At 52.1% G+C, this 23,821-nt stretch carries 19 protein-coding genes and 3 pseudogenes; 11 read left to right on the top strand and 11 right to left on the bottom strand.

Features of this window, described 5'->3' with window-relative positions; genetic code table 11:
* Nucleotides 1-37 precede the first annotated feature (37 nt).
* Nucleotides 38-307, top strand: coding sequence for a hypothetical protein (locus HLAC_RS18635; RefSeq protein WP_012660333.1), 270 nt, complete (start codon nucleotides 38-40; stop codon nucleotides 305-307).
* 158 nt (nucleotides 308-465) lie between these two features.
* Nucleotides 466-765: a MarR family transcriptional regulator gene (locus HLAC_RS18630; RefSeq protein WP_012660332.1), complete on the top strand. Its 300-nt coding sequence runs from the start codon at nucleotides 466-468 to the stop codon at nucleotides 763-765.
* Between the two features lie 6 nt (nucleotides 766-771).
* Here the strand turns inward: HLAC_RS18630 and HLAC_RS18625 are convergent, their stop codons facing one another.
* Together HLAC_RS18625 and HLAC_RS19100 are read right to left on the bottom strand one after the other, a co-directional pair.
* On the bottom strand, nucleotides 772-1,188 hold the full coding sequence (locus HLAC_RS18625; RefSeq protein WP_012660331.1) for a TRAM domain-containing protein: 417 nt from the start codon (nucleotides 1,186-1,188) through the stop codon (nucleotides 772-774).
* Between the two features lie 374 nt (nucleotides 1,189-1,562).
* Nucleotides 1,563-1,718 carry a hypothetical protein gene (locus HLAC_RS19100; protein WP_012660329.1) on the bottom strand — a complete coding sequence of 52 codons (156 nt, stop codon included), beginning with the start codon at nucleotides 1,716-1,718 and terminating at the stop codon, nucleotides 1,563-1,565.
* A gap of 438 nt (nucleotides 1,719-2,156) precedes the next feature.
* On the opposite strand from HLAC_RS19100, the pseudogene HLAC_RS19770 reads away from it, so the two are divergent.
* A pseudogene (locus tag HLAC_RS19770) lies at nucleotides 2,157-2,447 on the top strand (type B DNA-directed DNA polymerase); the annotation flags it as partial.
* 139 nt (nucleotides 2,448-2,586) lie between these two features.
* Here HLAC_RS19770 and orc4 read toward each other — a convergent pair.
* The 3 genes from orc4 to HLAC_RS17520 form a co-directional block, all read right to left on the bottom strand.
* A complete protein-coding gene (gene orc4, locus HLAC_RS17530) occupies nucleotides 2,587-3,819 on the bottom strand; it encodes a DNA replication protein Orc4 (RefSeq protein WP_012660328.1) in 1,233 nt (410 codons plus the stop codon).
* Between the two features lie 628 nt (nucleotides 3,820-4,447).
* Nucleotides 4,448-4,771, bottom strand: a complete 324-nt coding sequence (locus HLAC_RS17525) for a DUF6788 family protein (RefSeq protein WP_012660327.1) — start codon at nucleotides 4,769-4,771, stop codon at nucleotides 4,448-4,450.
* Between the two features lie 20 nt (nucleotides 4,772-4,791).
* A complete protein-coding gene (locus tag HLAC_RS17520; RefSeq protein ID WP_012660326.1) occupies nucleotides 4,792-5,769 on the bottom strand; it encodes an IS1595-like element ISHla12 family transposase in 978 nt (325 codons plus the stop codon).
* Between the two features lie 194 nt (nucleotides 5,770-5,963).
* On the opposite strand from HLAC_RS17520, the gene HLAC_RS17515 reads away from it, so the two are divergent.
* From HLAC_RS17515 to HLAC_RS19845, 4 genes are all read left to right on the top strand, one after another.
* The gene (locus tag HLAC_RS17515; protein WP_012660325.1) at nucleotides 5,964-6,890 is read left to right on the top strand and encodes a MarR family transcriptional regulator; all 927 of its coding nucleotides are present in this window, start codon (nucleotides 5,964-5,966) and stop codon (nucleotides 6,888-6,890) included.
* Nucleotides 6,891-6,920: 30 nt separating this feature from the next.
* Entirely contained in the window at nucleotides 6,921-7,046 is a 126-nt protein-coding gene (locus tag HLAC_RS19915; RefSeq protein WP_012660324.1) for a hypothetical protein, read from the top strand.
* 270 nt (nucleotides 7,047-7,316) lie between these two features.
* Nucleotides 7,317-7,772: an IS630 family transposase gene (locus HLAC_RS19850; protein WP_169304943.1), complete on the top strand. Its 456-nt coding sequence runs from the start codon at nucleotides 7,317-7,319 to the stop codon at nucleotides 7,770-7,772.
* Nucleotides 7,769-8,329, top strand: coding sequence for an IS630 family transposase (locus HLAC_RS19845; protein WP_012660322.1), 561 nt, complete (start codon nucleotides 7,769-7,771; stop codon nucleotides 8,327-8,329). The genes HLAC_RS19850 and HLAC_RS19845 overlap by 4 nt, the downstream gene beginning before the upstream one ends.
* Before the next feature lie 159 nt (nucleotides 8,330-8,488).
* On the opposite strand, the pseudogene HLAC_RS17505 reads toward HLAC_RS19845, so the two are convergent.
* The 4 genes and pseudogenes from HLAC_RS17505 to HLAC_RS17495 all read right to left on the bottom strand — a co-directional run.
* A pseudogene (locus HLAC_RS17505) lies at nucleotides 8,489-9,100 on the bottom strand (transposase); the annotation flags it as partial.
* Nucleotides 9,101-9,110: 10 nt separating this feature from the next.
* Nucleotides 9,111-9,662 carry an IS630 family transposase gene (locus tag HLAC_RS17500; RefSeq protein ID WP_169304942.1) on the bottom strand — a complete coding sequence of 184 codons (552 nt, stop codon included), beginning with the start codon at nucleotides 9,660-9,662 and terminating at the stop codon, nucleotides 9,111-9,113.
* On the bottom strand, nucleotides 9,613-10,023 hold the full coding sequence (locus HLAC_RS20060; protein WP_394296239.1) for a helix-turn-helix domain-containing protein: 411 nt from the start codon (nucleotides 10,021-10,023) through the stop codon (nucleotides 9,613-9,615). The genes HLAC_RS17500 and HLAC_RS20060 overlap by 50 nt, the downstream gene beginning before the upstream one ends.
* A 184-nt stretch (nucleotides 10,024-10,207) precedes the next feature.
* Nucleotides 10,208-10,876: pseudogene (locus tag HLAC_RS17495) on the bottom strand (IS4 family transposase); the annotation flags it as partial.
* A gap of 724 nt (nucleotides 10,877-11,600) precedes the next feature.
* Between HLAC_RS17495 and HLAC_RS17490 the strand changes: the two are divergent.
* The 3 genes from HLAC_RS17490 (at nucleotide 11,601) to HLAC_RS17480 (ending at nucleotide 18,094) form a co-directional block, all read left to right on the top strand.
* Nucleotides 11,601-12,995, top strand: coding sequence for a protein adenylyltransferase SelO (locus HLAC_RS17490; protein WP_012660321.1), 1,395 nt, complete (start codon nucleotides 11,601-11,603; stop codon nucleotides 12,993-12,995).
* A gap of 180 nt (nucleotides 12,996-13,175) precedes the next feature.
* The gene (locus tag HLAC_RS17485) at nucleotides 13,176-13,598 is read left to right on the top strand and encodes a DUF5518 domain-containing protein (RefSeq protein WP_049934002.1); all 423 of its coding nucleotides are present in this window, start codon (nucleotides 13,176-13,178) and stop codon (nucleotides 13,596-13,598) included.
* Nucleotides 13,599-14,263: 665 nt separating this feature from the next.
* Nucleotides 14,264-18,094, top strand: a complete 3,831-nt coding sequence (locus HLAC_RS17480) for a type IV secretory system conjugative DNA transfer family protein (protein WP_012660318.1) — start codon at nucleotides 14,264-14,266, stop codon at nucleotides 18,092-18,094.
* A gap of 114 nt (nucleotides 18,095-18,208) precedes the next feature.
* Here the strand turns inward: HLAC_RS17480 and HLAC_RS17475 are convergent, their stop codons facing one another.
* Together HLAC_RS17475 and HLAC_RS18605 are read right to left on the bottom strand one after the other, a co-directional pair.
* On the bottom strand, nucleotides 18,209-19,375 hold the full coding sequence (locus tag HLAC_RS17475; RefSeq protein ID WP_009486633.1) for an ISH3-like element ISHla1 family transposase: 1,167 nt from the start codon (nucleotides 19,373-19,375) through the stop codon (nucleotides 18,209-18,211).
* A gap of 20 nt (nucleotides 19,376-19,395) precedes the next feature.
* A complete protein-coding gene (locus HLAC_RS18605) occupies nucleotides 19,396-22,692 on the bottom strand; it encodes an Eco57I restriction-modification methylase domain-containing protein (RefSeq protein WP_012660317.1) in 3,297 nt (1,098 codons plus the stop codon).
* 155 nt (nucleotides 22,693-22,847) lie between these two features.
* Between HLAC_RS18605 and HLAC_RS17455 the strand changes: the two genes are divergently transcribed.
* Nucleotides 22,848-23,807 (top strand): DUF8159 domain-containing protein, encoded by a 960-nt coding sequence (locus HLAC_RS17455; protein WP_012660316.1) that lies wholly within the window; start codon nucleotides 22,848-22,850, stop codon nucleotides 23,805-23,807.
* Nucleotides 23,808-23,821 lie beyond the last annotated feature (14 nt).

Raw genomic sequence — 23,821 nt, 5'->3', positions numbered from 1 at the left:
AGTAGCTGGGGTAAGTAGCTCACACCACACCTGACGAATGACGACAGAAGGACATCCATCACTCCCAAAATGGATCAAAGATGCGTATATCCCCCTTGAGCGGTATCTCTGTGAGCAGCCGACTCACCAGTCTCTCACACGTCAACAGGCCACTGATATTATCGACGAGGCCAACACCGATTTCAGCGATGCCGATATCGACCATGCACTCGATTACCTACTCAACCGCGGCTGGCTCTACAAAGTCGACGACCAACTATTCATTACTGAGCTCCAGTGTGGAGAATCAACTGAGTCGAACAACTAGCCACAAACGGTTGTCGAGTCAGTTGCGAGCGTCGACAGCCGAGCGACGACGCCACAGATAGATTATGCCAGGAATGACTGCGACGATCCATACTAACGAACTCACGAGATAGGTCGTAGGTCAGTAGTATTATACAAATAAGTCGAGTACCCGAAGTAATGACGACACAGGGAGAACCCCGGACAGAATCGTCGACAGAGTTGCGCGATGCAATTCAGGATCTCCCACCAAGTGCCAAGTTAGTTGCCATCGTCCTCGAACACAATGGGACACTCACCCAACGAGAGCTCGCCACAGAGTCACTCCTCCCAGAACGGACCGTCCGGCTCGGCCTCGACAAGTTACAAGAAGTCGGTGTCGTTGAATCGAGAACATCGCTACAGGACGCCCGAAAACGCCTCTATACCCTTTCGGTGGAGTCGACCTCTAAGACACCTTCGTCAGGCGATAAGCACTGAGAGTGATCAGTATCGGAACCGTTCGACGACCTCTGCAAACGCAACGTTTTCTTTGACTGTTTGAACCTGAATTCGGACCCGTTCTCCTTGCTGGGTCTCTGGAACAATTACCACGAACCTACGCTCAACTCGTGTGAGTCCGTCACCCTGATCGCCAATCTCTGTGATCTCCACGATTCGGTGTTCACCAACATCTACCGGTGGTTCTTGGCGGTCGTGGTCGACTCGGTGATCCGTATTAGCGGAGCCAGAGTCTTCCTCAGATGACTCCGATGTGGTCGATAGAAGCGCGACTTGGTAGGCCTGAGAGGTGTCAGCGAACCCATCTTCGACTTCAGATCTTGGGACCTCGATGACGTACGAATCGCGCTGCTCGTCGACAGTCGCTGAAAACAGACAGGTGAGTTCTTCGGAGATATGCATGAAGGCGTGATCAACCCAAAGTAGTTAGTCAATCAGTATTGCTTGTTGTGTTCTCATCTCACGATCCACCAACTGCTCACTGCAGGTCGTAGTGAGCGATTGACTCGCCGTGACAGTTCGAACAGACATTCCGGTCCGTCTCAAACGTCGACCCACACCGTCGACACTCGTAGAGGCTTTCTGTCTTCTGTCGACTAACTAACCACACGAGTCGTGAGAGCATCTTACAGGGTACAATCAGAGAACCATTATAAACACGTGTGATCGTTTAGCCTTCCGCTGTACAACAGTTTCACCGACAGAGATGGAATTCGATATTGTGGTGGAGTCGACTCGTGACAATATTCGCGGTGCCAATCAAACAGGATCTGTATCTACAATTCGTCCGCAGTTTGATTTGCTTCAAGAATCTCCTCCATTGGAGGAGTTTCAAATCTCTCGTCTTCGGTCTCTTCGTCTTCGGTCTCGTCAGGGTTGGATGACTCGTCACCTACAACATCACCGAACAATTTGCGGAGCATTTTGAGCATAGTATGAATTGGGCAGGTAGTAAGATATGTTTGCCGGAAGTCAGATCAATTACTCACTGTTCATCTATGCTCACCGGTGGTCTTAGTTGACCGACGTCATGATCTATATCACTCCGTACAGAATCCACCTCATCCACCGGTGACTGTCACACCGTCGACAGCAGTGCGATTGTGTGGACTTGCAATGTATCGACGAAGCCGTCTTTTGCTCTCGGTGTTAACTACCTTGACCAAACACAATCGCCGGAAACAGTTCTCGGCTGAATAAAACTAGCAATCACAGAACGTTGTCGCACTCAACTTCGTGATTCAGAGTTCATCCAAAACAAGAGAGACGGTAATGTTAAGATGAATACGATGAGTAAGTAGGGGGTCACACACCACCCTGCAAGTGTTCTCTAGATGCGAAACCACCTACTTTATTGAAATAAATGTATCCAGAACATACCGGCCTTGAAACGGGTTCGCGGGCAGGGCCTGGCAGCCCACCCGAGCCAAGATAGGAAGTACGTAGTCGAGGGCGACAAGAAATCCTCACGAGACCGTGTCGCCCTCGCCCTCGAGGAGATCGAGACCTACGAAGCTTCTTACTACGAAACGCAGCTGGTCAGAGCGGTCGATAGCATGCTTTCACCGCTCGGTTGGGACCAATCCGACATTCGTCGAGAGCTCTCCGGTGAGAGGGACGCCGTTTTGAGCTCGTTCGGAGCCACCAACGAACTGCCGTAGTGGACCCCACCCCTGGTTTCCGTCGTTTCGATCCAACCCCACGTTTCCGACGTAATTTTCGACCCCCCTCGTTTCCGTCGTTTCCTCACGCCCCACCCCAGATTTCCGTCGTCCGCACCCACTCAGTAGTAGGGGGTCACTACTCGCGAGTCCAGTCCTGCATCCGGCTGTCCTCGAGGATCGTTTCGCGGACGACCTGGGGATCTTCGATGAGTCGGTTCTGGAGGTGGATGCCGCCCGCACTCCCCTTGTTGATCTTCTCGATTTCGACAACTCCGAGGAAGCCTTGCTCTTTCAGAATGTCGCGGAACCGACGAACGGAGAGGATATCCATATCGAGATGGTTGCAGATGCGTTCGTACTGGTCGTACACCCGGCTCGTGAGGAACGCATCGTCGTTGCTGTTAACACTCAGCTCCGTGAGCGCCAGCAACGCCGCCTTCGCCTGCGTGGGTGCCCCGTTCACGAGTTCTCTGAACCGGTCCTTTTCGGCGTGCTGCTGTGCCTGGCGGACGTGTTCCTCCATCACTTGCTCTGCCCCGGCCTCGTAGGCAACCTCCCCGGCGTGACGAAGAATGTCAATCGCTTTCCGAGCATCGCCGTGTTCCTGCGCGGCGAAGGCCGCCGAGAGCGGAATCACGTCCTCGGAAAGGACGCCATCCTGAAAGCCATCCTCGCGATTGAACATGATCTCCCGGAGCTGGTTGGCGTCGTATGGCTTGAAGAACAGCTCCTTGTGCTGGAAGCTGCTTTTCACACGCTCGTTCACGTTGTCGACGTACTGGATCTTGTTGCTGATCGCGATGACACCGACGCTACAGTCGATTTTCCCCGCCTCCTCAGCGCGAGAGAGTTTCATCAGTACGCTGTCGTCGTTCATCAGATCTATCTCGTCGAGGATAATGATCACAGAATCAAATTGAGCGTCGAGCGTCTTCCAGAGGAGTTTGTAGTATTTCGACGTGCTGAGGCCGGTATAGGGGACGGAGATTCCAGTCGAAGATTCATCGTTCAGCTTCGCGGCAAGTGAGGAGATCGCCTGAGTCTCCGTGTTGTCTTCAGCACAGTCGATATACGCGGTTCCAATCTCGACGCCATCCTGAGCAGCATTTTGAGCTCGTTGACAGACGTGTTTTGAAACGAGAGATTTACCGGTCCCCGTTTTCCCGTAGATCATCACGTTTTCCGGGGAGTACCCGTGGACAGCACCGTTGAGACGTTTCGCGAGCTTCGAGATTTCCTCGTCGCGACCGACGATCCGGTCAGCCTCCGGAACGTGGCCGATTTTCAGGAGATCCTTGTTCGCGAAGATGCGATGCCCGGATTCAAAGAGTGGATCGTCGACAGAACCGTGTGAGGTGTCGGGCGTCATTGAATATCACACGGTGTGTGCGGGGGAATATAAATCTAGTGGAGAACGCCACCCCACGTTTCCGACGTTCCTCGTCCGATATCAGCGGTTAAATGCCGTAATTTGGTGGAATTGGATTGCTGACAATATAGCCACGTTTCCGACGTGAGGTAGGAAACCCGTAGACGGAAGCGTCGCCTCATTGTTGAATCCCAAACCCACACACCCCACGTTTCCGTCGTAATCACTGAACAGGTGGGGAGGGGACTCGAAGAAGACGTCCACGACGAGTTACCAGAGACGAGAGCGGCCCAGACGTCCAAAGCTGGCCGTCTATAGAAGCAGCTGGAAAGGATTGTTTCATCTGAGGGGGCGAAGTACTTCGCCTCTACTTTGGTTGAAGTACACTTAATGGTCGTTTCTTAGTTATACTACTTTAATCTATGTGTTCCAGAAGTTAGTTCATCTCAAGATTGGTTCTAGGTCAACATAATTAGTAGCTACATAGGATTATCGTAGCCTTTCCCTATGCCGTCGTGGAGAAACGACGGAAACGCGGGGGGTGTGGTCCCTTGGAAATCAGCGCCACCCCTCCACCCACATCCAGTTACGACGGAAACGTGGGGTGGGTGTCCTCTCTAATTGAGGTTCACTCGTTTGGGTTGACCGGACCCTTGTACTGAGAACGAATCTTCTCTCCCTCCCGCCACTGCCAGTAGTAGTAGCGATTATCGTTGATCTCCTTGATCGTGATCGTTGCTTTGGTCGGGACGTCATCCGGAAGATCGTCTGGTCGCTCTTCGACCTCTTCTTGATTTGCCGACTCCTCGAGACGGGCCTCTCGTTCCTTGTGCTCGGCGAGCGCTTCAGCGTACGTCGCAACGTTTTGGAGCTGCTCCGAAGACGACTCGTTGAGCGTGTTGACAATCTCTGTCGGGAGGTTCGCCGGTGGGGTCGGGGGTTCGTAGGACATCGGCTACTCTCGTGTCGCTCTTATGTAGAGCTGTGGAGTCCCCCTACAGCAAGGCAGTCGACGAGGAATTCGAACGATGCGCCGACGAGATTCACTGAGCGGACGATGCCGAAAGTATGAGCGGCCTGCTCCAAGCCGTGCTTGGAGAGGCCGCGGAACTTCCGCAGCCACGGCTTGACAAGTGAAAAGAGGCACTCAACCTGGTTGATGTGGATTCCTTCTGACGAGACGTACGTCTCGTCGTGAATCACGATCTTGTGGTCGTGTTCCATCCGGCGATAGGCTTGGAGACCGTCTGTCCAGACCTCTCCCAGCGGCTGGGAGAGGTCGGCAGTTTCCTCCATCACCGGCTCTAAATCAGTGTCGTAGGCGATTCCGAGCCTCCCACGAATTACTCTGAGCGCGTCGCGGCAGGCCGCGACGAGCGTTAATTGATCGCCGTGACGCCCCTTCCAGCGTGTCCGACCAGATCGGGACGACCCGCCGCGATGACGGCTGTCTCGCGGCGGGTCTTGGCCTTTGAACCCCGAACAGACCTTCCCAGATTCGTCGATCTGCGTTGGCCCAGAGATTGTGTGCTGGAATTGACTCCAGACGAGGGGGAAGCCACGGTGAACCGCGGCTTCCACCTCTTTGATCGCGTAGAAGACCGTCTTGTACGCTCGATCCAGCACAACGGCGATCTGTGAGATACTGAGCAAGGTATCTGCGTAGAGCATGAACGAGAGAAGCACCTCTCCTGTGGAGAGGTGTTTCTCGTGAAACGGTGTTCCGTAGGTATAGACGGGCTTAAACTGGCAACTGCGGCAGTGTATTCGGTCGGATGATTTCCAGGTGCGGATGGTTGGATTGCCGCACTGTGGACACGTCGTACTCTTCCAGAACTGCTTGAGTCGCCGCTCGATGGCCGCATCGAGCGGTTCCGTCTCTAGTTTGAGTACACCAAGATCGACGAGCTGGCGAAGCATCCGGCCGAAGGCTGGATCTGAGGAGGGCATATCACCTCATTTGCGGCCGTAGACCGTAGCTATAGGGGCTTTCCACGTTTCGACATAAGAGCGTCTCGTGTTAACCAACACAGCCCACAAATCCATAGGCTTGTTGGTTAAGAAGATGGAGACGGCTCTCGCGCCTGCTAACTGTAACATTACTCGAAACTTCTTTATATATAAGTTTCGTACTATGTTACACCATGCTCCGGCGCATCGAACTCGAGGTCCTCGCCACGGTCGACCGCGGCGACACGATCTCCGAACTCGCGACGAAGCTCGATCACAGCGAGAGCTACCTTTCCCGTGCCGTCGGTGACCTCGCCGAAAAGGGACTCATCTACACGGAACGCGACGGCCGGCGAAAAAGAGTCGTCCCGTCGGATGCTCGCGCCGTCGAACTCTACCAGGACCTCGTCCGCCAGCACTCCCATATCGACTTCCCCGACCTGCTGACCGGCAAGGCACTTGAGGTGCTGTACTACCTTGACCAGCCGCGAACTGTCTCCGAGATCGCCAACCGGAGCAACAACTACCGCAACACGGTTAACCGCGTCCTCAAGCGGTTTCGCAACCGTGGTCTCGTCGGGACAGCCCACGGCCACTACGAGTTTAACGCCGATTTCGACCGCCTCCACGAGTTCTCTCGGGAACTCGCACACCATCTGCATCGCCAGCGACTCGAAGCCGTCGCCCCGAAAGGCACGATTCTCTGGGAGGACTGCGACGAATTCCTCGCCCAGACCGAGACGGAGATCGACGCAGAAGCGTTCCACGAAACCGGCCTCGCTCGATTCGCAGCCTTCGACATCCAGTTCTTACTCACCAGCCACCGCTACTACGTCTACTCCGAAGGACTCGATGCCGTCTCACCGGCGGACCTGTGTTGTCACACCCTCTTGATCGACGATGGCAGCCGCCACCGCTCGTACTGTCTCCTCCTGCTCAGCTACGTCGACGTCGACGAGGAGAATCTCCGAGAGCAGGCGGCGAAGTATGGCTTCGAAGACGAAATCGACGCCTTGCTGCGCTACCTCGAGACGCACGGCGAGGTTGATGACGAGCGGCTCCCGGAGTGGGACAAGTTCCAGGAGTTGGCGGCTGACTACGAGGTACCACTACCACCATGAGATGAAGTCCTCCAAGCACTCGACAAACCGATGACCGTCGACGAGTTGGTTGCCAATCTCGGATTGGAGCTTGAGGCGGTTCGAGACAGGCTCACGTATCTTGAGAAATTCGACCGAGTGCGCCAAAATGGCGATACATTCTGTCCGGTGGAGTAGTTCGTCTTCCTTCTACTGTAAACGTTCGTTATTAGCACGGTTTCATAGATGTACAGCCCGACAGTGACACTTGGTTCATATGTCTTCTGTGTCGGCACCGATCGTTAACGTCTCCAGCACTGGAGGAATTTCAAGGGTTCTACGCGAGAGCAGAACATGTTAACCAACGCTAGTCATTCCTAGGTCAATTGGTCTTTCTGGGCGAGAAAGAGAGATATCCTCTGAGAGCCTACATCTAGCGTTATGACACGGCCAGTTGGAACGCAACGAGTGTTGGAAGCGCGGCGACGGCTTGCCGTCGCCTTGCTTCGGCTAGGTCACAGCGTCTCCGAGGTTGCACAAGTCGTTGATGTCTGGCCAAGCTCAGTTTATCGTTGGAAGGACGCCTATGAAGCTGATGGCGACGCTGGTCTCACCTCAAAACCAGTCAAAGGTGGACCCTCGACCAAGTTATCCGACGAACAGCTAGCAGCACTTGCGGCCCTTCTGGAAGACGGGCCACAAGCCCATGGGTTCGATACTGATCTCTGGACGCTCAAACGCATCGCAGCGGTGATTGAACAAGAATTCGGTGTTTCTGTCGCCCAAACAACCGTCTGGCGGTATCTTCAGAAAATGGGCTGGAGTTGCCAGAAGCCTGAGCGTCGCGCTCTCAAGCGCGACGCGAATGCGGTTCGTCGTTGGAAACAAGAGACGATCCCGGCAATTGAAAAAAAGCGCGAGTGAACGACCTTGCGCTCGTGTTTCTCGACGAGAGTACCGTCCGAATGCAGTCCACGGTTCGACGGACGTGGGCACCGCGTGGAAATACCCCAATCCATCGGAATTCAGGTAGTTGGCAAAGTATACGGGCGATTGCAGCCCTGACGGTCGCGCCGAAAACTGGCGCGACCGTCTTGGATTTCTGGCTCTCTGAGAAAAGCGTCGACAGCGAACAAATGGCGTTCTTGTTACGCGATTTATTCAATCAACGAGGACAAGATTGCATCCTTATCTGGGACAATCTGCCGGCACACAAACCGACAGCACGGATGATGACAACACCTGGATGGCCGATGGCTCCCGAGGTCGCCATCGACATCCAGTACCTCCCGACATACGCACCAGATTTCAACCCGGTTGAACAGGTCTGGAAGTCGGTGAAATACGACGATCTTGCGAACTACGTACCCACCGATCTCACCGCGCTGAAAGCGCGGCTCGATCAGTCGCTCCGAGCAGTGCAAGATCGACCGGAACTACTCAGGTCCTTTATCAGATGGGCTGGGTTCGAACTTGGTTAGTCATATTAGAACTGAAAAGACTAAGAGCTTCACAATCTCGGTGGCACAAATATGTTTACCAATCACTATTTTCTAATTCCCACGGGCGGATCCTCCAGTAATAGATAGCCTGCATACCTGCTGTAAGGCCAATTACAATGCAGGATCATTCGTCTTTAGTTAAGACTCACATCTCGGTTGCGTAGCGGTAGCGAGCGTCTCTTGAAGGATTGGCCGTTGCTGGTGTATCTTCTGGGCGTCTTCGATCAACCGCTCCAACAGTGGCTGTGGCGAGTATCCCAAGAACTCACCGAGTTTCGAGAGGATGAGCTGGGCGTGCGACCGGAAGGTCGCCGCCCAGCGTTCTGGTGGGAAGACGATCTCATCATCTGCTACCTCGGTGACTAACCCTAGCAGATCACGGCTCACGAGCAGTGAGAGCAACGCTGCGTACACTAGAATTTCAACAACCGCTGGGTCAGCTGTGTCGAACTCATCTAACTCGTATTGCGTCTTGAGTTCACGGAACAGCAACTCCACCTCCCATCTGCACCGATACAGCGTTGCTAGATCTGACGGGAGAAACTCTTCTCGTGGGAGATTCGTGATGTAGAGATGGTAGTCGTCGGCGTCCTCGTTGCGGACACCGACGACGCGGAATCGCTTCGTATCTAACGACCGAGTGCCGTTGTACGGTCCTCGCTTGAACTCTGCTTCGACCTCTACGTCGATGTACGTGCGGTAAAGGTCATCTACAACGTCATGAATCTGCTTTCCCTCCAAGCGAATGGCGTCGGAGTGGTCAGCGCAACTTCTGAACATCTGGCAGAAATGTCTCTATCCAGTCACTGGCAAAGCTCAACCGACGACTCAACTTGAGAAATGTCTCTGTAAGGAACGTTCTGAAGTGGTCTTTGTCCTCGAAAATCTCTGGCGAGATCTCTCGTTTGGTACTCTTCCAGAGCGGTTCAATTGCGTTGAGAGTCGGTGAGTATGGTGGGATGAAGACGAACTCGATGCCGAGTTCGTCAGCCCGTTTTTGTGTGAGTTTCGCATGATGGGATCCGTAATTATCGGCCACGAGCAGAATCCTCCCGACAGGATTCTGCTCGCGGATCTCTTCGAGTGCCTCGACGATTGTCTCCTTGACCAACCGCTTTTTGAACGAAATCACGCTCTGTCCGGTTAGTGCATAGAAGCCGATCGACCGCCACGGGAAGGTCACTAACGGCTTTTCGATTTGGACTGTTCTGTCGAACGACCACATTCGCTGAGAATTTTCGAACGGCTGCGCCCACGCCTCATCAAAAGAACCCGAAGACGAGGGGTTCATCACCACCCGTTTCGTGGCCACCTCCGCCGAGCGCCTCATTCAGGCGCTCGGCAAAGATTTCCTTCGCGTCAACTGGACGGCGAGGGTCCATTGGACGTGGTTTCGCGTATCTCATTCCTGCAGCACGTAGCTTTCGGCTCAAATGTGACGGATGATACGAGACATTGTAGCGGTCTTCGATAAGTAAGTGAATTTGCTGTGGTGTCCACGGTTGGTCAGCTTCAAGAGTATCACATAGTTCATCAAACTGTACAGAAGTGAGCTTCGGCGGCCGACCGCCGCCGAAGCGTGGTCGGAGCCCTTCAACACCTCCATCGTTCCATGCGCTAGCCCACCGACCCGTCGTTGATTTGGAGATCCCGACGCGATCGCCTGCTTCCATGCGCGTATCACCATGGTAGAGGTTCTTCACAAAACACAACCGACGGACGAGACGGGTCTCGTCCGCCTTCTGTGCGTCCTCGACTGCCTGGTCAAGTTCGGTTTCCGTCAAGTGCCTCAGCAAAAGGCCTCAAGAACTACTGTTCATCACAGTTAGTACGCTTCCAGAGGAGTCAACACTTTCGCAGACCACTCCCACGCCATTCGCGGAGTTCCTTCGTTATCACCGGATTAGCGTTCTGTTTGAGTCGGCTCACGAAGTAACCGTCATTCTCGTCGATTAACGCAAACCGGCGGTATTTGAAATACGCCAAATCGAAGAGTATGAGCCGTCCTTGCAGCCACGACCCGGTCTTGAACATAGTACTGTCGTGGGTTTTCTCGTGCGTGATCTCGAACCGTTCAATCGTCTTCTCGGTGGCATTCTGGAGCAGGTGGAGCTTCGCTCCAGCCTGCTCCTCGTACCGAGATTTGTACTTCTCAGACAGCAGTTCGTGCAGCCGTAGAATGGTTCCATCAGCGATCATCACATCTCTAAACCGCTCAACATCCACATCAACCGAGTCGGGAACAGCGACCTCGTCGAGAGCAGCCTCGACGAGATCGCTGAAGTACTCCGCGAGGGTTGGCGTCAACCGCTGATAGAATCCGCCTGGAGAGAGCATCTTGTCCGCCGTTGAGTTGTAACAGCGTCGAAAATCGGCAAGTGTTCGGCCTTCGCCAGCGGCGAAGCCGAACACGAATGCCCAGACGAAGGCGGGAATCTGGAGCTTCCGATCACGTTCGACCACGCCGAGTTTCTCGGCGTGCTCTTCGAGGAACTCGGATGGAAAGAGGCTAGTGAGACGACGCATAAGACGGGTTGAGGAGGTATCTTTGTGCACACTAGCTGCCTCCTCATTCCCCTCGAAAAGGAAGTTCGATAAGCTACCGCTGTACCGCGGTTCTGTGACTAACTAAAGACGGATGCAATGCAGGATAGACTCCATACTAATGTTCGATCAGTAACCTGAGCATAGACACCTCCAACCACTCCACTCAGTGCTACCACTGCAAACATTATTGAAATATTGGTCGCGGTGTATCCGCGACTGAGTGTATATATTGGTCCTAGAATAGCACCGATACCGATTACAAGAAGAGGAGACGGGTCATGATAACTGTACCATACGAGTATGATCCCCATAATCATAATTCCATAGATGCCATATTTGAGGCGTGCCTTACGGAATCCCATACAGCATTTGAACAGTCAGTAGACAATAAATTTGTCAGTTTGACTAACACCCAATCAGAGAGCTTCTAATAAAGAGTCGATTATTGCATTACAAGCGGAAAGACCAAAAAATGTTGGTTAATATTGTTGTACTATCGGGCCAGTCGATAGGATAGCCTCAATTATCGGTTGAAGTCGACGCACAGAACATCACCAACAGAAGGAGAACGGGATCAGCAGGACAGATTGCTCTACTTAGAGCGTGTATGCAGTACACGCCAATTTGAACCTCTCTAATCGATCGTTAATATTTTCAAAAACAAGATTATTAAAGCGAGAGACATAATACCATATGAAACTAAATGGCCTTTTCATTTGATACCACTTACAAAAATTTAGACTCGAATCTCTATTCGAAAGTAACGCCGAAAAGTATCGATACTCCCGACGTTTTGCTTCTTGATGACGAGCTATGTGCTGATCTAGGATTGGATACAGCGAAGCTCACTACTGAAGTGCTGGCAGGCCAGGACCTATTGGAAGAACCAATCGCTCAAATATATGCAGGCCACCAGTATGGAAGTTTTACCCTACTTGGTGACGGAAGAGCGATGATACTCGGTGAACATGTTCACGATGGCAAGAGATACGATATTCAACTGAAAGGGGCTGGTCGAACTCCCTACTCCAGAAGAGGTGATGGCAACGCAACTGTCAGCTCAATGCTCAGAGAGTATGTATATTCGTATGCGATGCAGAATCTAAACATCAAAACGTCGAGAAGTCTGGCAGTCGTCGAAACCGACGAAGCAGTCAAACGACGACGGACAGAACCTGGTGCCATCCTCGTTCGAGTGATGAACAGCCACATTCGATACGGGACCTTCCAGTATGTTGCAGGCCGAGCATCCGACGAACTACAGCGATTCACTGACTATGTTATCGACAGGCACTACCCGAAGCTGAATGGGACGGATCGGAAATACCTAGAGTTCTTCGATTCGGTTATGCAGTCGTCGATTGAGATGGTTGTTGACTGGTTGCGTGTCGGATTCATCCATGGCGTCATGAATACGGATAACATGAGTATCGATGGCGAAACATTTGATTACGGACCCTGTGCCTTCATGAATTACTACGACGAGGAGACGGTCTTCAGCTCAATCGATAAGCACGGGCGATATGCATTCGGGAACCAGCGACCCATCTTGCGGTGGAATCTCGAGCGGTTCGCAGAAACACTCCAACCTCTGTGTGCACAATCAGCACTCACGTATGATGAACTCGAAGTCAAACTAAACGAATTTGGGGATCGATTTGATGAGCAATACTACACCATGATGCGGAAGAAGCTGGGAATCAACTCAGATGACGAGCAAGAGCTCGTCGATGAAGTCCTGGAGTGGCTTCGAAAATCGAACGCAGACTATACCAATACGTTCCTTGAATTAGAGACGCCTGGTACGTTTGATAATCCAGTGTTTGCAACTACAGAATTCGAACAGCTTCGGAATAAATTGGCTGCTGTCGGCCTAGATGAGGAGTTGATGCAGGAAGCCAATCCGCGGTATATCCCCCGCAATTACTTGATTGAAACGGCACTGGATGAGTATCTCGAAACTGGTAACCTATCCAAATTTAACGGGTTGTTGACCGTGTTGGAAGACCCCTATACATCAAAAGATATGGGTTCACAATTCCAGCAACCACCACCACGAGAATTCGATGCAGAGTATACAACGTACTGCAATACTTGAACGAGTATCATCGACTTTAGCTGTCGGAGCGGTACCATTTCTCCCATACCATCGCTAACCGTCAGTAAGGTCGGTCGACTCGTAGCTTCGCGAAGAGTATGAGTTTTCTGATCAGGCTGTAGATCTCTTTCCAGCCCCAGCAGGCGACAGGCTCTTGATAGCATGGCGACAGAATCCGGTATGGATCGGGTGGTATCGAAACTCAGCGATGGTGTGTGGCCACCCGCGGTTCTCGCTGCGGTCGCCTCGATGCCGTTTTCGTTCGTGGTTCGGTGGTATGTGCCGTTTCTGAGTTCGTTGCCGGTGTTCTTCGCTGGGATCGTCGTCGGCTACGCCTACCGCCAGAACTCGAAGCGAGCCATTCGTGTGGGCACCCGTATGGGACTGGTCGGTGCGCTCCCCTCCGTCTGGGTGTATGTGAGCAGATTCGATCCGGTTGAGAAGATCGGTCCCGGCGGACCACTGTGGACAGTAGTAGTCGAGGTCAGCCCGCTGCTGGGACTACTCGTGCTGGTAACTGTGTTGTCGGGGCTGATGGGGTTCATGGGGACGCTCACCGGAGTGAGAACGAAACACAACCGCCCATCGACCGAGGCTACCTGATCAGAACCGCGTCCGGGGATCGCTCGCTGCGGCTCATACTGTTTATTGTAGACGGTTACCGTCTTAACTGCCCACTGGGCGGCGGTTAAGCGGTAACCTCCACAACAAACCGTATCACTGGCTCAGGAACTAGCCAACTACTCATTGACGCTTTGTACAACAAACCGTTACTAAACAGATGATCAGTTTTGCGTATCGATCGATATTGGTCGTCTCATTGGTTCGGGTACTATCAGATCTCGAATAAGATCTACTACTTTTTCATAACAAAGCGTATTTCAAAAGTGGACCAAAGGACACTATCCCACTGATGAGGACTCAACTGCCGCGTCAGCGAGATAGGTGAAATTGTCGGTACTCATGAGAGCTCATCGAACAGCCCATTTATTGTGCTATTTTGAAATAGTTTGCCAAATAAGAGCTCGCCCAATATCATTACTACATATTTTATTCCATTCTCCAAGATATTCAGACAATTCATTGTCGACACAATTGAATCCACATTGTTAGAGCAAATAATAACTGCAGATTAAGTTGACAGTCTTTTATGTAATTATTTTAAAATTTACCAATAAGTATATCTCAACATATGTAGTACTAAAACCGACATATTGTGGTTTTGTCCTCCTCTCTATGTCCTCACAAAAACACAAACCTCCGCAAAGATGAACGTGATTAAGAAGTTCCTTCAGAGCAGATACGACGACGAGCAATACGAAGCTCTGCGATTCCATGCAGGCAACGAAAATACTCTGAGTCAGTGCGTCAGGGAGTACGACGGGCGTCTACTCAAAGTCCAACCGTACAGTAAGTCGGTCGGGATCGAGAATGCAGAGCAACTCATTTCCGTGTTCCATAGTGCAGTCACCAAGCCGAGTTGGTTGAAAAAGAAGCTCGGGAAGACAGAACAACCACCACGATACTCGTTTGAAATGTGGTTCTCCGAAGGGAAGCTCCGGTTCATATTCTCGACCCCGAATCGCGATGAAGAGGAGGAAATCCAAAAGCAGATCGGCGGGTTGTATCCAAACGCCAACATCTCGTCTTCGAACCGACTCATGCCGAAGATCCCCCGAGAAAGCTATATCACAGGCGGGGAATTCACGCTCTACCACACAAAGTACGCTCCGATTCGGTCGTTCAGTGGAGAAGGACCGTTTGAGAGAGACCCGTATGAGGCGATCACGAGCGAGCTGGTTGGTCACAAAAATCAAGCAGTCTTCTTCCAGGTAGTGTTCGAACCCGCCCACGAAAATTGGACCGACGGAGAGGGCCGAACCGATCCATCGGCCCAATCCAAAGCCCGCGAACTCGAAGAAGGTCGGCTCATCGACTCTCGGATCGATCCAAAGATTCTCGACCCCACTGACAAAGATCGACGGACAGGAAAGTACATCGGCAATCTAGAAGGTACGCCAGCCTTTGAGTGTAATATTCGGTTCTTCGTTTTCGACCAGCGTGCAAAAACCACTGTCCGACATGCGAAGGGTATCGAGAACGTATTCACTTCGATTTACCAGAATGCACGACTCAACCAACAGTTTACTGCCACTCGGTTCAATGGTGAAGAAGCGAAAGAACACTTCTTCGATGCAGCACTCCGAGAACTCAACCCCAACGGTACGATCCTAACTAGAGAGGAGTTGGCTGCGCTCGCACATCTCCCGAATGAGAGTATCCATACCCAAAATGTCGACTTCATCAAGACGGCATTTGGCAAGTCTGTCCCCGGTGGCGCATCCGTAGAAGCCAAAGACGGTAATCTATCTGAGGCAACCCACGATGATGCGGGAGCCAATGAATTTGCAGAGTTGGATGAAAACCCACCAGTCGATCTAGGTGATGATGCCGACGATTTGACCACGTACGAGAAGGCAAAACGGATCGTCTCGTCATCGTCGAAGTCTTATTACCGACGCTCGGTGTCGCCATCTGACTACCCAGAGACTGTAACTACCAAGACGATAAGACAAGAAGCAGAAACTGAGGAAGAAGCAGAGCAGACCATCAATGTGGTTCTCGAGTACGCAGCAGCGTACGAACAAGGGGCCATCAATCACGATGAAATGCGTGCCCAAATGCCCACTGAAGAAACCTACGAGCAGCTGCTCAACGTCATTGAAAATCACATCGAAGAATCCTACCTGATCCGTGCAAAGCAGGCTGATGCTGCACAAGGCCGCTCCGAAGCAGACCAAGGAGAGCCACAGCCACAGCCACAGTCCCGATCGTCACCAGCATCTGCAGGTTCGCCGGCAACAACCAGTGAACCAGAAAGCGACGAAACGCCCGCCCTAACAGACGGATTGGGAACACAAGACAGCCTCCCGGTGAGTGCTGAGGGTGGTGGACAAGCGCAGAATGGAGCAGGAGGGACGGCGGCTTCGAGCGCGTCGACTACTGGACAAGACAACCTCCCTGCCAAGCGCGGTAAATTCGCCGTCAATTTCGTCGATACGGAATACTGCCAAACCCGATCGGAGAGCGGTCGGTACTTGAATATGAATTTCAAGCAGACTGGTCACGACGGTAACCTCTACATGGGTGAAGACGTTCGGAAACTTTTCGTCGACAAACACCGCGAAGACCCGAGTGCGAATATCTGGTTGGGGTATCAATCGCGGGGGAACAACCCGATGCGGGAAGTCGGCATGGAAGAGTTCTCGTGGTTCCGTCATCTCTCGATGTTCGGGACGACAGGCATGGGCAAGACGACTTCTCAGAAGAACCTCATCAACCAGATCGTTCGGAAGGGCTACGGCTGTGTCGTCATTGATCCGAAGGGCGATATGGCGGTCGAGCTCATGCAGGAAATCCCCGAAGACAGATTAGACGACGTAATCTGGATCGAACCGGGTAGTATCAAACACCCTGACAAGGTGGCCGCGATCAATTTCCTCGACCCATCGGTTCCAAAAGACCACCCACGGTACGACCGAGAGGTCGAATCCATCGTCGACGACCTTCAAGCAATTCTGAAAGCCGAGGGCTACTGGGGGGCGAAGATGGCCGGGATTACGAAGAACATCACGCGGGCGATGATCCGCTCGAACAATCCATATACACTTTATGACATGTACAACGTCCTCGGCCGCGAGGAAAAACGCTGGAACTTCGCCCGCTCGCTCGAACGCGAAGGCGTCGAGCTGGACGATACACAAACGGGGAGTATCATAACCGACATCAAGCAGTACTCCCGCCGTATTGCGGAAATGGACCCAGACGAGGTTGACCCCGTCGTCAGACGCCTTCAAGACTGGGCAGAGAGCCCAATCAGCAAGGAGATCGTTTCTCATCGCAATAGCTCGGTCTCGATCAACGATGCTGTCGAGGAAGGCAAGATCATTCTTGTTCGAAACACCGTCTCGAACGAAGAAGTCAAACGGGTAGTGTCGACAGCAATTATCCGGCGTGTCTGGGCGACGATCCAATCCCGTGCCGAGGAAGAAGAAGAAGAGGACCGTGAACCGTTCTTCACGCTGATCGACGAGTTCGACGACGTCGTCAGTGAGGATATGAACATCAAAAAGATGTTGACCAAGGCACGCTCCGGAAAAATGTCGGTGTGTCTGGCTTGTCAGAACCCCGCCCAGATCGAAGAAGACCACGAGGGGATTCTCAGACAGATCTTTTCGAATACGGACACGATGGTCTCGTTCGGTGTTCGAGGACCTGACGACGGTGAGTTAATTGCCAAGCGGATGGGCGAAGACATCGATAAATACGACATCATGGGGATGCCGGAGTTCCGAGTGCTGACTCGCGTGACCTACATGGGCGAGCAAGGTCGAGAGGTAAGTCCTGCATTGGGGCTTCATACCTTCCCCGACTACCCGCCGCTGCGAACGAAAGAAGAGGCCCACGAAGCTATCGACCGGAGCCTTGATCGATACGGCGTCGAGCCGATGGCAAACTCTCCGGCTGAGACTGATCTGCTCATCTCGGGTGGCGGGATGCAACAACAGACCGTCGTCGACTTCCTGGAGCTCGTCTGGGGCGAACAACTCAAACGCGGGGCCGAAACAATCACTGTCGAATCGTTCGCCGACCGCTTCGAGGAGGCATTGGGCCACCCAATCGAGGAATTCCCCAGTGGGATCGGCGTACCTCCTGAAATGATCAACGTCCACAACGTCTATCTGGAAGACGACGACGAGGAAGACGACCCCTTCTCGATGGGCGATGATTTCGCTTCTGAAGAAGATAACCGGGATCTGATCGCCTACCAGACAGCAAAGCGAATCCACATCCAAAAGCCCGAGGCGGAGGTCTCAATCACTGCTGAAGGTATCGATGCGATTCTCCAGCAAGACAGCGGTCGAGTCCAACCAACCGAGTCACACCGCAAAACGATCCACGACGGGTTCCGCTGGTTCAGTCGACTCGGCCTCAACCTCAGTGTTCCAATTCAAGTCAATTCAGAATCAGTACCTCACAAAGCATCCTCGGCTAGCTGTTTCTGCGGCCTGAGTTCTGTGTCGAAGCGGTTGTACTGACGGTCTCGACGAGAGAATTACGGACGGATCGACGGAGAGCTGTCGCTGTCGGCGGCGGTCAGCCGCCGACGCGACAGCGTCGCCACTCACTCCGCTGGCTTGCTCGGTCGGTGGTTAGCGGTGGAATCGGTCGTCAGGTGGCCGATTCGCGGGGACGGCCCGACGCACCGCGAGGGCCGTCCACGCAGCTCGTCGAATCATATTGACGAACTCCTTGTACGGCCACCACCAGAGGCGACGCCCGCCTCGGCGGGGCGTCGCCACATACTCGTAGTGAAGGTACCGCCAGACGTTCTGTAAGAGGAGACTCACCACCACGTACAGCAGCCGTACCGTTGGATCTCGTGTTGTCGTTGTCGCTATCGCTTGCTCAAACAAGCGATAGCTTGACTCGATACCGAAGCGTTTCGAGTAGTGGTATCGAGCGTCCCGTGGTGAGTCGATGAACGGCGCGTCAGCGGCGTAGCCGTGACGCGCCACACCGTTCTCGTCATACTTCCCATTTAGGTACGTACAGTCGATGTAGACGGGAAAATCGACGGTCCAGCTGTGACCGTCGAGTTTCCCCGTCAGATCATGCTGAATGACGCGACTCCATCCTTCCGAGAGCTCTTGCTGAATCGCCTCACCCCACCGGATGATCGGGATCACGTACGCGTAATTGTGCGCCTGAAGCAGCGTGAGACACTTACTGTCGTAGAATCCGCGATCAAGGTAGACGGCCTTGACCCCGGCGTCAAGGCCGTCGAGGACACCGAAGAACTCAGCGAGGACACTACTTGCGGTATCGCCGTCTTTGAGACGGCGTACCGCCAGCGTGTAGCGTTTGTTCTTCACACGCGCGTAGAGTGTGGCATAGGCGTGGAACGCAGTGGTTCCACGCTTCGCTACCGAGTGATAGAGGCCGTCTGTGTCGTCTTCGTCACCGTAGTAGGGCCGCAGGTGGAGGTCTGCGCAGACCTCCACCTGTTCGGGGAGCAATTCATCGAGATCCTTTCGCAGGAGCGTGTTAGCGACTCGTTCGAGCCGTTCCGGCTCGAACTTCGTCCGAAGATGGTAGAGGACCGTGTTCCCAGCGGGTGAGTTCTGGCTCGACGCACAGAGCGTAGAGACAGAGGTCCCGTCGGCGCAAGCGCCGACGAGGACCTCATAGATGTCTTCAGCAGTGATTTCAGCGTTATTGGCTAACGAGAGCGAAACTTCCTCGTCAAGGCGGTTGACGAGAAAGTTAAGAAGCTGGTCCTCGTGGATCTCACCGTCTGCTTGTTTGGTTTTAGACACACCTTCAGCAAGCAGACGTTCTAACTAAGCGGCTTTGTGAAGTACTGATCCTTAGTTAGGTGTCCGTGTCGTCCTGAACCACGGAAGTCCCAACGGCTATCGTGTATTCCACTTATCCACCCATTGTCGTCTGACAAACGGGACTCATTTTCCATTTGAGGGAAGATATCCGTAGCCCGTTCATCGTTGAGCCATGGCAAAACAACGTGTGACTCTGTAGTTAGATTCACAACCTCATCATACGATAGATCCAGTCCATTATCAATCGAGATCTTCTCTAATGCCGTTTTGCTTTTAGTAGCTGGCCAAATATGTGCTCCAGAGTTATTTGTCTCTGAGTTCTGTGTCAGGAAAACGACCATGTAGCTGTGATGAACGTCCTCAAAGATCCATCCTCCACGGTTTCTCGCCTGTAAAACAGTTAAGTGAGATTCATCAAGCAGTCGCTGGCGGAGTTTCTTCCATCCACCCAGTACGAGGGATTGACGTGGGAGAACATATCCGAGCTTCCCACTGCTCTTCTGTAAGTTTAGAGCCCGTTCAACAAAGAGTTTTGAATAATCTTTGTGTCCATGACCTTGCTCATCATAGGCAGCGGTCACATAGTCCTGATACAATTCTCGATTTGCCTGTACTTCATCTTCTTCGTCGGCAATCTGTGGATATTTCTCTCGAAGCTCTTCGATTCTATCCTCACGTTTTGATTTACTGAGTGCATTCAGTCCGGGGAATCGGGTGACCCAGAATTGCTGTGGCTCATGTAGAACTTTATCCCATGGCGGGTTACCTACAATTACGTCAAATCCAGGATCTTCACCAGTGAATACCTCTGGGAAGGTTGTTGGGAAATGAAGAACATCAAGATCACCGAGTGCTTCTTGTGCTTTGTCGTAACTGGATACACCTGTGAGGTCACAGTCCATTGTAACAACGCTAGTCTCAACATCATCGTCCAGATATGAACCCACGAGGATATCGAGTGCTGCTTCAGTCTGTTCAAGCCTCTCATCGATTTTATTACGGGTTTGTCGAGCTTGTTGTACCTCTGAGGCATCGGAGTCGGCCATTTGACCAATCATCTCTACCTCTTCCTCAATGTCAGGGAGATTTGCCTCATCATCACCGTCATCGAGAAACATTCCCAAGGAACTCTGTTTGACATCCGCAAGATCTGTGATCTCATTGAGAGAGCCAATACCGACGATTGAATCCCCTGTCTGGAGATTATAGTCCAAGAAAGTGAGAGGGAGGCCAGGTACGAACGTATGAATCCAGAGAGAAAGACGTGCTAACAACGTTGCCTCATCATTGAGGTCAACACCGTAGATACACCGACGTGCCACTTGCCGCCGAAGTAACTGATCCCGTTCGATTTCTGGTGCATTATCCTCGTTTTCGAAGGCATCCATTGCTGCTTGTTCGAGACGGTCCAATTCTTGTTGGACACGTGGTAGCTTGCTATCTCGTTGTTCTAAGAAGCCAGATAAACGACTCTCTATTCGGTCTATGGCACCAACTAGAAAGTGACCAGAACCCATTGCGATATCTGCAACCCGAATGTCGAAGAAGTGCTCCGCTGCCTTATTGTCCGACATCCCTTTGAGTTTATCAATGTGATCGTCGAGAGCAGGCTTCAACGAATAATCTAAGAGATGTTCAACGAATTCACTCCCGGTATAATACGATCCCGTAGATTTTCTCTCTCCTGATTGGCCGTGCAGATATATTTCTCTCTCTTCAACATCCACTGTTTCGTCATCTATTGCAGGCCGGTAATTCCCATCATCAAGAGTTAAATCATCGTCGGCGACAGACAACTCAGATTCTAAGAGACCCTCATAGATGACACCGAACTCACGGACGCCAATATTCCGAAAGTCGATAGGACCTTTGCGCTCGTCAGGTGTCTCGTCGATGAGTAGGCTGCCCAAAGCAGGACCGAACTCCGCATTGGTAAGTTCGATTTTTGCAAGTTCAGCACCAGCTTCAGACATATCCATGTTCGAAGAGAGTAAAGTACCGTCGTACTCTGGTAAGCCCCACTCAGCGTGGCCATTGTGGATATATTTCGTGAGTTGCATCACCTCATCCCAGTAGTCTGTCGCGTCGTCGTCGAACTCCTGTTCATTGTCGGTTAGTGTTCGGTCAATACGCTTAGCGAGGTTCTTCAGCGAGTGCTCACGGTAGTTGCCATTACGTCGTCGTGGGAGGAAGTCCTCGTCCTCAGCGTAGGAGATGAAGAGCAAGCGGTAAAGAAGGACCAATGCCATCCGGTAGGTCTGATCCAGTTCTTCTTTTGTTGGGTCGTCGAGATCACGCGACTCTGCGATAGCCTCGGCCAACTGCGGTACTACGTCATCATAGATGCGTTCTCGAAGTCGCTCACCTAAGTCGGCAGCGTAGTCCTCAGAGCGAGCCATAATTTCTTCTAATGATCCGCCATCACGGAGTGCTTCAGCAGAGAAAAGAAGCCAAAGGTAGCCCGCCATATCGTCGGTGAGAAGATCTGGATTGAGTTCGACGAAGGTATCAGTCCGACCACGCGATCCAAATCCGGCATCAGCGTCTGTCGTATAGAGCCGAAGAGTGGTACCCGAACTGGCAACGACGTACTGTAGGTTCTCGTTATCGGCTTTGTTTAGTGAATAACTGACTGCCGATTTGCCTGAGAAGCGGTCTTTCGTTTGCTCGAAGGCTTCATCATCTTCGAGGAAGACAGCGACTGCTGTCTTTTTTGCACCATCTCGAAGAACGTAGCCACCACCTTGCAGCGGTTCGATCTCGTATCCGAGTTCTTCGACTAACTCTCGACCGTCGTCAGCCCCGAGGGCATTATCTGCTTTGGTCGCAGCATCGTCCCAGTCTTGTCGGTGCGGAACGCCGACACGAAGCTCGTGTGTTGAGAGGAGACCCTGGTTACGTAGACCGACGAGGTCGTCGGTTATTTGATCCAGTACTTCTCCAAGAAAACGATGTGCCGCAAAACGGTCCGGTTTCTCAAGGGCAACATCGACAATTCGCTCAGCAACTCCGACATCAACGTCGTGATAAACTGGTGGAGAATCACCAGATGGTCCGCAGAGCGCAACAGAATCAGTATCGTATGTAGTAACAACAAGAACAGGATTCGGGCGTCCACCCCGGCGATCCTTCCAGATACGACGCATCTCATCTTTTCGAGGACGACCTTCAGAATGAGCAAGGACAATTTCTAGCTGATTGGAACCATTGCCAAGATCAAATCCTTCTATCTCAAAATAATCGTGGTCCGGGGACCAAGGTCGCCACATACGTGTGGCGAGAAAATCGAGAGTCATATACAGGCTACATATTCGGAGTTACAAGAATGTTTCAGTTGAGTTAATGATCAAATCCGTAAGGCGTCGGATTCAATCAAAAGATCTAGTTTATTGTCTTCAATTCGCAGTGGTTATTAATTTATAACTAATCCCACGGTTTCTCACCGTTTTTAATGGGTCAGTCACTCATATCTGCAAGGATGAATCCAATCTCTTTCGTTCCTGATTCAGGTCCTAACTACAAGTTGTACTACCTCATACCGGTATCCTTCGTCTACCTATTTTACCACCTTGGAGGACAAATTCTGCTCGTACTCGCTCTAATTGGATTAATTGGCGTCACCAGTCGCCATTCAATATCAGAGTCAGTGTATGGGCCGGATGGCAGAGAAGAAGCTGAGCTGAGCAGCGAACGGGAGATCCGACGGATCGGAACCCTGCTTTACAGAGATAAAGTACCAGCCAAGTATTCAGCTGATTCGTGGTTGGAGATGTTCAACGAGGGGACTCTGCAGTCCACATTTTGGGGGGTTGCAATAGGAGTACTCTCTGTTTTCCAGTTTGCAGTATCTGTCCTCTATGTTATCGCCGTCTATCTCCTTGTTAGCAATCTCCTTGTAATCGATTTTGTCGGTGGGGTTCTATTATTTGCACTCGTTGGGTTGGTGGTCCATGGAACGATACGACTGATTCTGCCGAATATTAGCCAGATCGACAATATCCCATCAATCGATCAGGAATTACAAACTATTGTCGAGGGATTTTCGCATACGCTGTACGGAGACGACAATGTTGTTACCGGAGCTGCATACGCACCTGATCGAGGAGGCATTTTCGAGATCGATGTTGAGGGAGAGTGTGAATCAGACGAATCGATACACCACGCTATCAATCAAATTGCCACCGCTTTCTGTTCCGTCGTGAACCGTTCATCATACCCTGTCACTCGTAGTGACTTCAGATTAAACGGTAAGAACGGTGGTATCGCCTACTTCTGTATCGACGCCAAGTGGTGTAAAGAGTTTTCAGATGGGCAAATGTCGACTGATGAGTTCCTCCACCGTGTCGGCCAAACAGTATCGGTCAAAAAATCAGACGGCGATATAGTTGTGAACCCAATTAATCAGGAGTAGATTTTGAGCACTTG

The organism is Halorubrum lacusprofundi ATCC 49239, assembly GCF_000022205.1.
In the GTDB taxonomy this organism is placed as follows: Archaea; Halobacteriota; Halobacteria; order Halobacteriales; family Haloferacaceae; genus Halorubrum; species Halorubrum lacusprofundi.
This window is presented reverse-complemented; position numbering and strand designations above follow the sequence as displayed.